Here is a 12186-nt window from a genome sequence, read left to right on the forward strand (position 1 = left end):
GGGAAAGCGAACCGTCAGGCGATACGAAGACGAAAATCACACCACTGACGGAGAAAAAATCATGACTATTTCCCTGCATACCCAGGTTAGCGCCCCTAACACCGCAGCGGCGACCAGCGTATCCCCGCTGGATCCGTCAGGCTCCTCAAAAACGAAATTTTCCAAAACCAAAACTGATATTTATCAGACAGTCACTGACAGCATCATTTCTGCCCTTGAAACAGGCGTTAAGCCGTGGTCCTGCCCGTGGCAGCGCGTACCGGGCATGTCAGGATTACCTTCAAACTACGCGACTGGTGCTGCTTACAGTGGAATGAATATCATGTTGCTATGGTGCAGCGCCTCAAAACAGGGATTCAGTGATTCACGCTGGATGACCTACAAACAGGCAAAAGCGGAAGGCGCTCAGGTACGCAAGGGAGAACACGGCACTACCGCCATTTTCTATACCACGCTGGAAAAGGAAAATGACGACGGAGAAACTGACTATATCCCGATGCTGAAGACGTTCACCGTGTTCAATGTTGAGCAAATTGATGGTTTGCCTCTGAGTTACGAAGTAGTTTGCCCGGCAGAGACCTTTGAGCCCTTACCGCGTGCGGAAGCGCTTTTCCGTAACAGTGGTGCAACCATCATTGAGAAAGGTCAAAATGCCTTTTTCCAACCCTCTACCGATGAAATCTGGCTGCCGGAACGGTACCTTTTTTCTGATGCCGCCAATTTCTGCGCCACCGGCCTGCATGAGCTGATTCACTGGAGCGGGGCATCAAGTCGGCTGAACCGTGAAATGAAAGGGAGGTTTGGCAGTGAGGATTATGCTTTTGAGGAGTTGATCGCCGAGCTGGGAAGCGCGTTCCTGATGGCGAATCTGGGTATCGCTGGAGAGGTTCAGCATGAAAGTTATATTGCTTCCTGGCTGAAAGCACTGAAGAACGACAAACGCTATATTTTCAAGGCCGCCAGCGCGGCATCAAAAGCTCATCGTTATTTGATGGATAAGCTTTGATCGGGAATGCACTGCAAAGGAATGCGGATTTGCGTGTAGGGTCCGTTTAAAACAGTAACGCTGTAGGGACATGAGTGAGGCGGAGCGCAGACAGGGCGAGCACCGAACAGTCATGTTCCTGCAGTGGAATTAAGACAACCCCAAGGAGGGATTGATGTGTAGTAACTCCATGTGGTTAACTGCATTAGCTCATATCGCCGTACGGCTTTCTCGTACAGCACACAACCATATATGGCAGTCAGTTAAGAGCGATCTGCGGACATCCTGTGGACCAGGTTTTTAGCACGACTGCGCTAACCGGCAGCTCCGGTATGCTCCTTTCGGCCTTTCGGCAGGGGCCTGATGGCTTAGTGGCCGACATGTGAGCCTAAAGATGTAGGGATGCCAACTAATGAATTATGAAAATATCAGGGCACAAACGGAAGCAATGGTTTGCGAACCGTCTGCTACTCAATCTATGGTTAGGTGATTTTTTTACGTGATAAGGCGTTTTATGACTCGCGGAAACTATGATTTTATAAACTCTAACGTGGCCTACTCACAATCCGATAAGTCATGGTGGATAGATCTCATAAACACCGATTGCATCTGGTATGATATGATGATTAATCCTCCCTATGATATCAGAACAAATAAGATAATAAAAAACTATCTCAGCGCCATCGAGAAACATGTGAGGGAAAACTGTGAAAAGAGATTTATTTATTTCTTAGGTTCAAGAAAGAAAGTGAGGTTTTCAACCAAGAGGAAGCCTAGGTATAACCCTTTCACAAAAAATATAATATTCACTCTGTTGATTGGCAAAGAGGAGCGAAAGTTTCGGGTGAAATATTTCTTTCGCAAGCTTACTCAGGATGGGGAAATAAAAATAACGCCAAATGTTAGAGTAACTGAAAAGTTTCTCTACATTGAACATGAAGATGGCAATTCACTTGTGATTTCAGTCCATGACTTCGTGAAAGAAAATCACATTGATTTAGGCATCCATACTGAAGTGCATTACGTAGGATATACACGTCATCCGCATAGGCGTCCTGTTGATTTCATTCACCGTGGCTTATCGAAGATGCTGTATAGTGTTTCAAATGACGATAATGATTTTTTTGTTTATTTTAGTTTGTTTAACCCAAGAGTTATATCTCTGAATAATAACTACAATATGATGTTTAATATTTCAAATTCTCAATTGGATGAGATTGAAGTTGATAATGAAGGTAGGATTATTGAAAACTGCTTCATACGCTACTTTGACCCCAAACTTCAAGATGATGACAAGGAAAGCAAAAGGTCAGATTTAAATAAAATGTTTATGGATTTAGTGAAAAACAAAAAAATTAAAAAAATTTCTGTAAATTTACAATATGAAATGAACAATGAGTACTTCTGCTTTTACTCTAAGGTTGTACCACCGCAAACTGATCATTTCTTTGTGCTGGATTTTTTTGATGACAAGGTCAATATTGACAGGGACCAAGATATGACGACTCAGATGGCATTATACATGGGAGGTCATAATTATTAATCTTTTCGCCTGATACCCGCTCAGACTCTGTTTTATCGCATCCATTACGGATTGATATTAATATTCAGGGTTAAGGGCTATCAACGAAATGTATACTCTGCAGACTGGTCATGAAATACATATAAGACTGTTGTTAGCTACATCCGCTTCTGGCACACAGCAGGCAAACACGTGACGCTGAAGGTCTGCTGAGAGCGAGGAGCGGAATTAGGTAACTGTTTTAGATGATGGAATTACTTAAGTTGCTACGTGTGAATCAACGGAGAGCAGGTCTGTATCTATTGATAACTCCTGCTCTCTTTATCTTGAAACTATTCACTCCGAATAAAAAAATGTACTTTCCCTGCCTGTAATGCCACCGCAGGCATACCACTGTCCTCATGAGGAGAAATATAAATTATTACCCAAGCAGGAAGATGACGGCTGAGTTGTTGAGCAAAAGCATAATTAAGACGAACAGCATTTGTTTTGGCGCGACTGGTAATTTGTCTATAGATCGGACTAATGAAACTTGCATTCACTCCATCATGTCTTATGAGATAACTTTTACCTGTAATATTTTTACTTATGAAATCAGGTGTGCGAACAATTTTCTCTGGATCGTGGAAATTAATATACAAGGTACAATCTGGAAGTTTTGCTATTGCAGCGTCAAAATATTTATTATTATGAACTTCGCACCCGGCATACTCATCTGCGAATTGGATTGCCAGATAACGGGACGCATTAACCTGAAAAACGTATTTCCCTAGATAATCATTATATCCTTCCCCTTTACGAAAATCCCCATGTACTTTTTTAGATTCTTTTAAGGTTTCTAAAACGGCATGTTCGAGCGTATCAGACAGTATCTGAGATGCGACCTCTGGAGAGGACGCTAGCTCGGTAGGAATCCATGCAAGGATCCCGTCACTTTGCCAGTCTTCTGCCCCCATACCAGTGGGGATATATTGAAGTAGTGGAGTTAACGATAGAGAGCTTTCATTTAAGTTATCATCTCTCAGTTCAGGGAAAGAAAAATCGTAGTCAGTACGGCTGTACATTAATTTTTGAGATGGGGTGACTTGTGCATCTCTGTAAGTATCCATGCCGGAAGAATTGATGATATTCCAGGCGATACTATGCTCTTGATCATATACGTATGCCCTGTCAGAAGTGTCTCGCACCGCAGAGCAGGCACTTAGGAATAGTAATGTGCTAATAATCGACAGATATCTTGGTAAGGCAGTATTCATCTTCGCATCCAGTTGCTTTATATTAAAAATAGTAAATTTAACATACAATAAGTTAACACTTCTATAGATTACTTCAAATAGTCATGAGGTATGCCGTAGCGATTCAAAACATTCTACGGTGAAATAATTTTCAGCATAACCACAAATCCTTCATTGCTAGCAGAACTGAACATAATTACCCCTATACCTAATAATGCCGAGAATTAAACACGCGGTGTAAGTAAGACCACTGACACGACTTTTTCTGATAGGGGCGTAATCTAAGTTCTACTTGGAAAGGTCCGCTTTTGGCACAGAGCTGCCTGTCAAATTAGGCTTGGCCCTGTGTCGTAGTTGTGTCAGGTCAAGTCTGAGTTAATACAAATTATCAGTATCTTTCTGAAGCGTCTGCAGCCGCTGTTCCAGGCTATCCAGTCTTTCTTCGAGTTCATGGCTCTGCTGCTCAATATCTTCCAGTGTTTCTGACAGCACATCACGTAGCAGCACAAAATTTGCGTGCAGGGCGTACACAAAATCGTGGCCGCGAACCAGTAATGCTTCGCGCGGTATGTCCTGCAATGCGGAATGCGTCATCCATGTCACCAGCGCTTTTGCGCTCATTTCGGTTAGTACGTCCGAAAGTCGGTCAGTTTTTCTGTTCATTCTGGACTCCTGTCTGTTCTGATGTTGGGGAGTATTTCGGTAGGGCATTACTTCCGGTCGTTGCGCTGCTGGTGGGCTGATTGGGGCAGTTGGTGATACAGAACAACTATATGCAGTTGCCTAAATCCAGCCGTTGCAACTCGTCGAGCGTGTAGATGCGGAAGACATTTCGGTGGCGGGTTTCAAGCGGGATGTGCTGATGGTTAACGATGACGTGCCGGATACTGTCAAACAGCCGTTCAAGACCGCGCTTTTTCTGCGGGTCGGGCACGATATAAAAAACGTAAATCCAGTCTTTACGGGTCCGGGCCAGTAAATGGCTGGCGATGATCGACTGATAACGGGCTCTGGTTTTCAGGCGACGCTCGGTCTCAATAGCGATCACGGTGCCGCCGGGCAGGGTGATCAACCCGTCCGGGCGATGACCGACCTGATACCGGCTGAGGAAGGTTGTGCGATCGCCATTGATCCACCCTGACGCGCCTTTTTTCTCAAGGGTGATGCGGGCTGCCTGATTATCAAGGTGATGCTCCAGCGTCCAGCCGGTAATTTTTGAAGGCTCAAACCGCGCCGGGAAAAGCACATCGTCGGGAGTTAACACAACGGCCAGTCCGTCACTGGTTATGCCCCACAATGAAATTTTCATGGTGCGCGATACCAGGACGTGCTTTTGTATTAACCCCATGCCCTCGACTTTTGAAAGCAGGGAATATAGCGATTTATGGTCTCTGAAGCCAAATAGCAGCATCAGCGTTTTAAAGTCACTGTACGTCTCTTCTTTCAGAAAATTCAGAAGTCGTTGTATTTTTTCGCGGTGCCGCGTCTGGCGTTCGCTGTATGCGGTGATGAGCATCATTTCCCCTTTAAAAATCCAGCAATGACGGGTTTTCTTCTTTGTTGGTATTCGGTGTTGTCGTGTCTTTTTCGCCCACCTCATCAAAAAAAAGATCGGGCCACGTTGTGGTGATATCCGGCATTGATACGGATACGGAGGATGTTTCCTCCTCGTTAAAATCCAGGGCGATGTTTACCGTTGCGGCGGTGGCGGCAATGGCGGGCGACACGGTGCAGATCTCCAGTTCGCGTTTTCTCACCCTGATGGGCGAAATCAGAGAGGCCGACGGGAGTGTTTTTGTCGTGAAGATGAAGCTGACAAAATCGGGTAGGTTCAGGATCATATTGCTGTCGGTAAAAAAACGCTCGGCCTGCCTGATGGTGCGTTCATCGTCGATAGTCTCTGTCAGCACGGCGTCGGTTTTCGCTTTGCGGACCTCATCATCGACTAATATGGTGCCGGACATCCTTGCCACCCATTCAGCGGTATCCGGGTCCATGACACGGTAAACCAGTTTGAATTTGGCGTTCTCAACGACAGCGCCGACAACAGCGTCCCCTTTCAAATCTGCCGGGCAGTCTTTTAAATCGTCAATCGACTGATGGTCCATAATAATATGCACGCCTTTATCGCGTGCCGCGCCTAAGCCTTCCAGCGCGGGTCTGGATAAATGGTATTTCAGCTCGGAAAGATAAATAGCAATAGGGCGGGGAACGTCTTTCACTCGCTCGCGCCTTTCTGCCAACTGGTACAGGCGAACCAGCAACATGCGCTGAGCGGTAATGATTTTGCTGTTGCGCATTGAGCCAATCACATAACAGCAACCGCCTTCTTCAAATATCCTATTAAGCGAAAATCCGGTGGGGGCATTAATGGCATTGAGTAAAGCCAGCTCTTCAATTTTCCCGAAAAAGGCTTTTATTTTATCTGCAATGCCCTGAACGTAGTCTCCGTTATACACATCCCGAATGGTTGAGGCAGTATTACGGGTGACAAACTGCGCGGCTATTCGTGCCGCTTTCCGGTCGTCAATCCGGTAAAAGTCCGACTCCTGGCCTTTTTCCGCCAGACTGAAACCGGCAACAAAAAGCTCTTCCAGTTCATCGGCGGTGATCTCTTCAATCAGGTTTAACTGGTATTGGGGTTTTCGCAGGTCAATCAGGGCAAAAGGTTTACCGGCATCCTCGCAGGCTTTGCGGTAAAGGTGCGGAGCCCATTCATCATCCTTGGGGTCCATCACAAATACGCCTTCACCGGCCAGAATACTTTGATAAAGTAATATCCCGGTGGCAACGCCCTTACCGGCACCGGTGGTGCCGATAATATCCGCGTGTTGTTTTTGCCAGTCTTTTAACGGCAAATACATCGGCTGAATATCTCGGTCAATGCCGATAAATAACCCTTTGTTCAGGTCGATATAATCCAGCGGGTCATAATGCAGCGTTTCCGGCAGCAGGGATTTTACCGTGCGGACATCGGTGCGCAATTCCCGTTCAAGCGTGGTTTTCCTCACGAGGTGTTTCTTTATTTTGTCTAATTCAGGGGTTAATACCCTTCGCAGCAGAATATGCAAAATAAAACCCGATACAGTAAAGATAATCAGCACCGGCCATGCCAGAACGGGAATGCTGGCGACTACCCGCCCTTGATAAAGCCACTGGAAAATCCAGATAAGTACCGGCCCCATGGTACCGGAAAGAAAACACAGCAGGGAAAAAGCAATAATCAGCTTTTGCCACAGCGGGGCTTTTTGCCGTTCATCGCTTTTCATCGAGGCGAAAAACGGCATCGTCAGCCCCGATAACAGCGCCAGCATCAGCTGATGCTGTTGCATAAAAGCCATGAAGTTCAGCGCGCCATTCACTATCGGCGACAGTGAAACGGCCAGCTTATTCAAAATCACGATGCCTCCTTCATCAGCAGTTGGCCCCATGACGTCGCCCCATTAATTCGCCCCACGGTGTTGGGCGAAAAGGCGGGGCGAACGTCAGGGACGGAGAAGGTGGCCGCGATGCGGCCATGTGCAGGAAAGCATGCTCCCCTGCACCAAACGGCGTGCGCCAGTTCATGCGGGCTGGACGCCCTTATGATATGTCACATGGGGGTAATGTCGCGGCTGGACGCCGCGGCAAAACCCCCAACGTCAACGGCGGCACACCGTCGCCCGCTACGCGCGACCACCCCCTTTGAGACGCCGTTTTTCGCCTATTTTTTCTTTTGTCCGTTCCGGCCAAGCGAAAAAATGGGAAAACGCCTTCAAAGAGGGTGGTCGCGTCACGCTACCGGCTTTTTGCCGGAGACTTAGCCGCGACGGTGTGCGGGGCTGCGCCCCCCAAATAAACCGCTATCGTGGGCGATAGCTTTTCGCTCGCTGGGGCGGCGAAATTTATTCGGCTCCCCCCGGCCAGCTCGGTTCACCTGGGGGTGAACGCTCGCCGGTGGGTTCGGCGACGCAAATTAGCCATTTCTGCGAAATTGAATTTACTCGCCTCATGCCACGTTTAATTCCATGACTGAGCATGGAATTAAACGCCGAAAATCGTTGTCTGCGTGCATTGTTATTATTTTTAGCGGTTGATGTTTGTGAACCGGTGGAATTAACAATCTTATGGATTGAATTTCACCGGCAGGACTGACGAGTAATCAGAACATATCCGGCAGGAATTGAGAGGCTTTCATTGCGATCGCTCCTTTTATCCGTTCGTGGGATTTGGTCAGCCGCTTATACGACCCAAGCGCGATAATATTTGACTGACGGCGGCCGGATCTGCGCTGGCGCACTGTGTGAAAAAAATCCCGGCGCATAGTAAACACCTTGTCCGGGTTGAAGCTGTTGGCGAAGAAGAAGCGCATCGCCGCCGACTTTGAGGTGCCTTGCCTGCTGGTGCCCGACGCTTCGGCCCGTACCGTCAGCTTCGCGGAAAACCTGCTGGCGACGCTACGCTCGATGGCGGCATGGCCTTCTCGCTAGTGCCGTGGAAGCCGGTGATCGAACAGCTGCTGGGCCAACAGCTCGCCGCCATGGTGCGCGTCCGTGGGGGGCGTGGGAAATCGGGCGGCCACAAGGCATAACCATTTCCTGACCGTTTACCCCTCTGTTACTACATATGTATCCAGCGATAGCAAGCTGATGCCAACCGGATCATTCCCGCTTCCCTCGCTTTTTTGAAACGTTCCCCGAGCGCGGGGCGGCCATTCCCGCAAGCCCTACAGCGGTGGCCTGAAGCAGATGACGGAGACGAGGGCCGAAGTCGAGTGCAACGTGCCCCCATTCCGGTACTTGTTCGTATAGCCGAGCGAGCGTCGGCGTCGGATGTGATACCTGCCAGAAACCGGCAGCCAGCATGATCGTCGTCGCCAGCAAATTCTGTATCTGTTCGGTGGTCATACTGCTGGCCTGAACCAGCGCGGCCACGATGTCGTCATGGGCGGCGAACGCGTTAGTCTTGTAGCGGCGAGCGCGCTCCATGTCCACACTACCTTCCAGACTCAGCGTCACATGGGTTAAGAGGTCGCAGAAGACCGGGAGAGAAGTGATGGTATCGGCAACGACTTCTGCAACATCTTTCGACTCCAGGCCCGTCTGATTACACAACCCGGCTCTGATCGCATCGCGCCACTGGTACCAGCCACGCTCCGCCAGTTCGAGGAACAGTTCCTCCTTGTTGGCGTAATAGCGCCGCACGCCCGTTCGGTGCAAGCCCGCATGCTCGGTAACCGCCGCGACCGTCACGAAGCGCACGCCTCCCAGTTCTTGGGCAAGGGACTCGGCTGCGTCGAGCAAATCCTCGGAACGCTGCTGCTTATCTTCGACTGAACGGGCTCTCTCTCTCATGCCTCGATGTTAACGCATCTTAACGTGCGTTACACGAGGAATCATGCTACCGTCCACTTAACGCATCAAGGAGTGCGTTAAAAGTTGGCGCACGTTCCCACAAACCGTCTCGCAAAGGAAAGTCCTATGAAGGCCGTTCAAGCCACCCAGTTTGGAAACCCAACCGTCCTCGTCGTTACGCAGTTGCCCGATCCGACACCCGGTCCAGGTGAAATCGCCATCGACGTCACCCATGCTGCGGTTGGGCTTGTCGATGTCTTCTTCCGTCAGGGGCATTTCAAAGACGTACCGGGAATGGCTCAGCCACCCTTCATTCCGGGTCTTGAAGTGGCAGGTAGGGTGCGTGCGCTTGGCGAGGGCGTCACCGGCTTCACGGTCGGCGAGCAGGTCGTTTCGATGTCAGCGGGTACTGGCATCGGCGGCTATGCCTCCGTATACATCGCCCCGGTGCGCGGCGTCGTGTCGATCGAAGGCGCCGGCATAGATCCGGCTCTCGCTGTCGCGGTCATACCCAACGCGGCAATGGCGCATGTCGCCCTGACTCAAGTTGCGCATCTATCCAAAGGCGAGAGCGTGCTCATTCATGGCGCGCTCGGTGGCCTTTCCGCTGCGTTCCCGGGGATTGCCAGGCAGCTCGGTGCGTCTCGTGTGGTGGGTACGGTACGCCCAAGCAAGCTGGATGCCGCAGCGGACACGAAGCTACCCTATGACCGGATCGTCGATTCCAACGAATTGCCAGGAATTCTCGGTGACGAGAAGTTCGACATCATCATCGACCCTGTCGGTGGCGCAGTCCGCAGCCACAGCTTCGCGTTGATGAAGCCAGGTAGTCGGCTCATCGTCGTTGGGAATGCCAGCGGTGATTGGGAACACCATGTAAAGACCAACGACCTCTGGCTGGCCAGTTCGACCGTGTCCGGATTCAATGCAGGTGCCTACCTACCCACGCATCCAGATGTGATCCGTCCCGCGCTTGAAGCCGCGTTGAAGATGGTTGTTTCGGGGCTGGGCGAGACAGCGATCGACGTGCTTCCGTTCGAAAAGGCCGCTACTGCGCACGAACGGATGGAAAGCCGTTCGCTCAATGGCCGCATCGTCCTCACGCCGTAAGCCGCATCTCCGTTCTAAGTGCAGAACGAATCCGAATGGCGAGCAAGAGATATGAAAATTCGGAAACTTCGCTGCGTTATAGCGGTAGCCAAAGAACCAGCCCTGCCGCGGTACCGGCCTCGCCATGGAACGGGCGTGCAAAAGGCCGGCGACTCAATCTTGCTAGTTCATATCTCGGCTTTCAAATTTGCGAAAGTCTCTTCCAGTAATTTAGCTACCGGTCGCTTGCCACTTTGCTTACCCCAGGCTTCAAGGGCAAGGCGCATGGCGCCAATGGAAACCATCGCAACGATGCGTAGGGAGGAACGACGTTCTGGTTGCCGCCACACTTCGCACAAGGTGTCGTAAAGCGATTCTTCCTGCATTGCATAAGCGGCCTGTTTTCGTGCCATGAGTGCTTCGCTCGCACGCATCACCCGGTCGATGGCAATCATTTTGCTGGATTCGTACTGGGATACGTGATTGACCATCGTCTTGCGCACCGCATCCAATGGGGCTTCATCTGGTGACACTTTGAGTAGCTCCGCTCTCATTGCATCCCATACCCCTGCCTGCCAGGCAATGACGATGTCTTCCTTGGATTTGAAGTAGGAAAAGAAGGTACGCCGGGAGATCCCGGCTTCCTCAGCGATGGCGTCGAGCGTTGTGCCGTCATACCCGTTAGCCAAAAAAAGCTTCAATCCGGTTTCGATGATGCGCAGCCGCGTTTCGCGCTGCTTTCGTTCGCGCCGGCCTTCCTTAGGGGGACGGCCAATGAATTCCGACGTCACGTAATTTTCCTCTTGCGAAAATGCACTGAGTGCATTAATGTGTGCACCTAGTGTAACACTCACAACCTTTGAAGGGCAAGATCATGACAACGTGGAAGACATCGGACATACCGTCTCAAAGCGGCCGCACGGCCGTCGTCACGGGTACTGGCGGCCTCGGGCTTGAGGACGCCATTGCTCTCGCCGCTGCCGGAGCGGAGGTAATCATTGCGGGCCGCAACCTGGCCAAGGGGAAAGAGGCCGTTGCGAAAGTTCGCCAGGCCGCGCCCGACTCGTCCGTGTGCTTCGAAGTGCTCGATCTTGCCAACATCGAATCCATCACGGCCTTCGGATCACGCCTGCGGGCAAAGCGGCAAAGCCTTGATCTTCTCATCAACAACGCTGCTGTGATGATGCCTCCGCAACGCAAGGTCACAGACGATGGCTTTGAGTTGCAGCTCGGCACGAATTACCTTGGTCATTTCGCTCTGACCGCCCAACTGCTTCCCCTATTGCGCAACGGCCACAATCCTCGCGTCGTTACCCTTTCCAGCATCGCCAGTCGCAACCGCGATGCCTCGATCAACTTTGACGACCTGCAAGCGGAACGCGAATACAAGCCGATGACTGTTTATGGGCAGTCGAAACTGGCCTGCCTGATGTTTGCCCTGGAATTGCAACGCAGAAGCGATGCGGCTGGTTGGGGTATCTCCAGCATGTCAGCTCATCCGGGTATTTCCCGCACAGACCTGCTGCCGAACGGAGCGGGCCCGAATAGCGTACTGGGGCTTTGGCGAAAGTACCTTTGGTTCATGTTTCAGCCCGCAGCCCAGGGCGCACTGCCTACACTTTTCGCCGCCACTTCACCGGAGGCGAAAGGCGGGACCTATTACGGTCCTGACAAACTCGGCGAAACGCGAGGTTCACCTGCGATCGCAAAGATTCCTGAGCGAGCGCTGGACATCAATGTGGCCGCTCGGCTTTGGGATGTCTCCGAAGAACTGACGGGAATGACATTCGGTGCGGCGAGTACGGACCTCTCCAATGTGCCCCCGTTTTCCTGACAGGCCGTCTCATGATTCTGCCTGAGATGCATGACGAATAGTAATCCAGACTTCACGCCACAATCACGGCTGCCGCCGCTGTTGCCGGTGGCTTTGCCATACAGACGCAACACAACTTCGCAGGGATCGGCCGCAAATGACGGAGCGGAAAAGCCGACGGCAAGGCACAGGAGCGTCGCCGCGATAAC

The 12186-nt window shown here is 50.8% G+C and carries 12 protein-coding genes; 6 read left to right on the forward strand and 6 right to left on the reverse strand.

Annotation, left to right across the window (positions count from 1 at the left end; genetic code table 11):
- Positions 1–61 precede the first annotated feature (61 nt).
- Both MUA00_RS09840 and MUA00_RS09845 read left to right on the forward strand, forming a co-directional pair.
- On the forward strand, positions 62–1006 hold the full coding sequence (locus MUA00_RS09840) for an ArdC family protein (RefSeq protein WP_271123105.1): 945 nt from the start codon (positions 62–64) through the stop codon (positions 1004–1006).
- A gap of 493 nt (positions 1007–1499) precedes the next feature.
- A complete protein-coding gene (locus MUA00_RS09845; RefSeq protein WP_271123052.1) occupies positions 1500–2528 on the forward strand; it encodes a hypothetical protein in 1029 nt (342 codons plus the stop codon).
- 311 nt (positions 2529–2839) lie between these two features.
- On the opposite strand, the gene MUA00_RS09850 is transcribed toward MUA00_RS09845, so the two are convergent.
- The 4 genes from MUA00_RS09850 to MUA00_RS09865 all read right to left on the reverse strand — a co-directional run bounded on the left by MUA00_RS09850 (position 2840) and on the right by MUA00_RS09865 (position 7143).
- On the reverse strand, positions 2840–3763 hold the full coding sequence (locus MUA00_RS09850) for a hypothetical protein (RefSeq protein WP_271123051.1): 924 nt from the start codon (positions 3761–3763) through the stop codon (positions 2840–2842).
- A gap of 354 nt (positions 3764–4117) precedes the next feature.
- Positions 4118–4405, reverse strand: a complete 288-nt coding sequence (locus MUA00_RS09855) for a hypothetical protein (protein ID WP_048762572.1) — start codon at positions 4403–4405, stop codon at positions 4118–4120.
- A gap of 106 nt (positions 4406–4511) precedes the next feature.
- Entirely contained in the window at positions 4512–5258 is a 747-nt protein-coding gene (mobC, locus tag MUA00_RS09860; RefSeq protein ID WP_095844754.1) for a MobC family replication-relaxation protein, read from the reverse strand.
- Between the two features lie 10 nt (positions 5259–5268).
- Complete coding sequence (locus tag MUA00_RS09865; RefSeq protein WP_271123050.1) at positions 5269–7143, reverse strand: type IV secretory system conjugative DNA transfer family protein; 1875 nt, start codon at positions 7141–7143, stop codon at positions 5269–5271.
- Between the two features lie 930 nt (positions 7144–8073).
- Here MUA00_RS09865 and MUA00_RS09870 point away from each other — a divergent pair.
- Both MUA00_RS09870 and MUA00_RS09875 read left to right on the forward strand, forming a co-directional pair.
- Entirely contained in the window at positions 8074–8211 is a 138-nt protein-coding gene (locus MUA00_RS09870; RefSeq protein WP_271123109.1) for a ParB N-terminal domain-containing protein, read from the forward strand.
- Entirely contained in the window at positions 8196–8312 is a 117-nt protein-coding gene (locus MUA00_RS09875) for a hypothetical protein (protein WP_408639698.1), read from the forward strand. The genes MUA00_RS09870 and MUA00_RS09875 overlap by 16 nt, the downstream gene beginning before the upstream one ends.
- 70 nt (positions 8313–8382) lie before the next feature.
- On the opposite strand, the gene MUA00_RS09880 is transcribed toward MUA00_RS09875, so the two are convergent.
- Entirely contained in the window at positions 8383–9024 is a 642-nt protein-coding gene (locus tag MUA00_RS09880) for a TetR family transcriptional regulator (RefSeq protein WP_271123049.1), read from the reverse strand.
- Between the two features lie 177 nt (positions 9025–9201).
- Here MUA00_RS09880 and MUA00_RS09885 point away from each other — a divergent pair, with 177 nt between their 5' ends.
- Positions 9202–10185 (forward strand): quinone oxidoreductase family protein, encoded by a 984-nt coding sequence (locus tag MUA00_RS09885; protein WP_271123048.1) that lies wholly within the window; start codon positions 9202–9204, stop codon positions 10183–10185.
- A 167-nt stretch (positions 10186–10352) separates the two neighbouring features.
- On the opposite strand, the gene MUA00_RS09890 is transcribed toward MUA00_RS09885, so the two are convergent.
- Positions 10353–10955, reverse strand: a complete 603-nt coding sequence (locus tag MUA00_RS09890) for a TetR/AcrR family transcriptional regulator (RefSeq protein WP_095844750.1) — start codon at positions 10953–10955, stop codon at positions 10353–10355.
- Between the two features lie 83 nt (positions 10956–11038).
- Between MUA00_RS09890 and MUA00_RS09895 the strand changes: the two genes are divergently transcribed.
- Positions 11039–11998, forward strand: coding sequence for an SDR family oxidoreductase (locus MUA00_RS09895; RefSeq protein WP_271123047.1), 960 nt, complete (start codon positions 11039–11041; stop codon positions 11996–11998).
- The last annotated feature ends 188 nt before the right edge of the window (positions 11999–12186 follow it).

Source organism: Dryocola boscaweniae (genome assembly GCF_025215095.1).
In the GTDB taxonomy this organism is placed as follows: domain Bacteria; phylum Pseudomonadota; class Gammaproteobacteria; order Enterobacterales; family Enterobacteriaceae; genus Dryocola; species Dryocola boscaweniae.

Excerpts from the sequence above, each read along its gene's own strand:
- MUA00_RS09875 (WP_408639698.1), top strand. The coding sequence starts at position 8,196 with ATGGCCTTCTCGCTAGTGCCGTGGAAGCCGGTGATCGAACAGCTGCTG.
- MUA00_RS09845 (WP_271123052.1), top strand. The coding sequence starts at position 1,500 with ATGACTCGCGGAAACTATGATTTTATAAACTCTAACGTGGCCTACTCA.
- mobC (WP_095844754.1), bottom strand. The coding sequence starts at position 5,258 with ATGCTCATCACCGCATACAGCGAACGCCAGACGCGGCACCGCGAAAAA.
- MUA00_RS09885 (WP_271123048.1), top strand. The coding sequence starts at position 9,202 with ATGAAGGCCGTTCAAGCCACCCAGTTTGGAAACCCAACCGTCCTCGTC.
- MUA00_RS09840 (WP_271123105.1), top strand. The coding sequence starts at position 62 with ATGACTATTTCCCTGCATACCCAGGTTAGCGCCCCTAACACCGCAGCG.
- MUA00_RS09850 (WP_271123051.1), bottom strand. The coding sequence starts at position 3,763 with ATGAATACTGCCTTACCAAGATATCTGTCGATTATTAGCACATTACTA.
- MUA00_RS09855 (WP_048762572.1), bottom strand. The coding sequence starts at position 4,405 with ATGAACAGAAAAACTGACCGACTTTCGGACGTACTAACCGAAATGAGC.
- MUA00_RS09895 (WP_271123047.1), top strand. The coding sequence starts at position 11,039 with ATGACAACGTGGAAGACATCGGACATACCGTCTCAAAGCGGCCGCACG.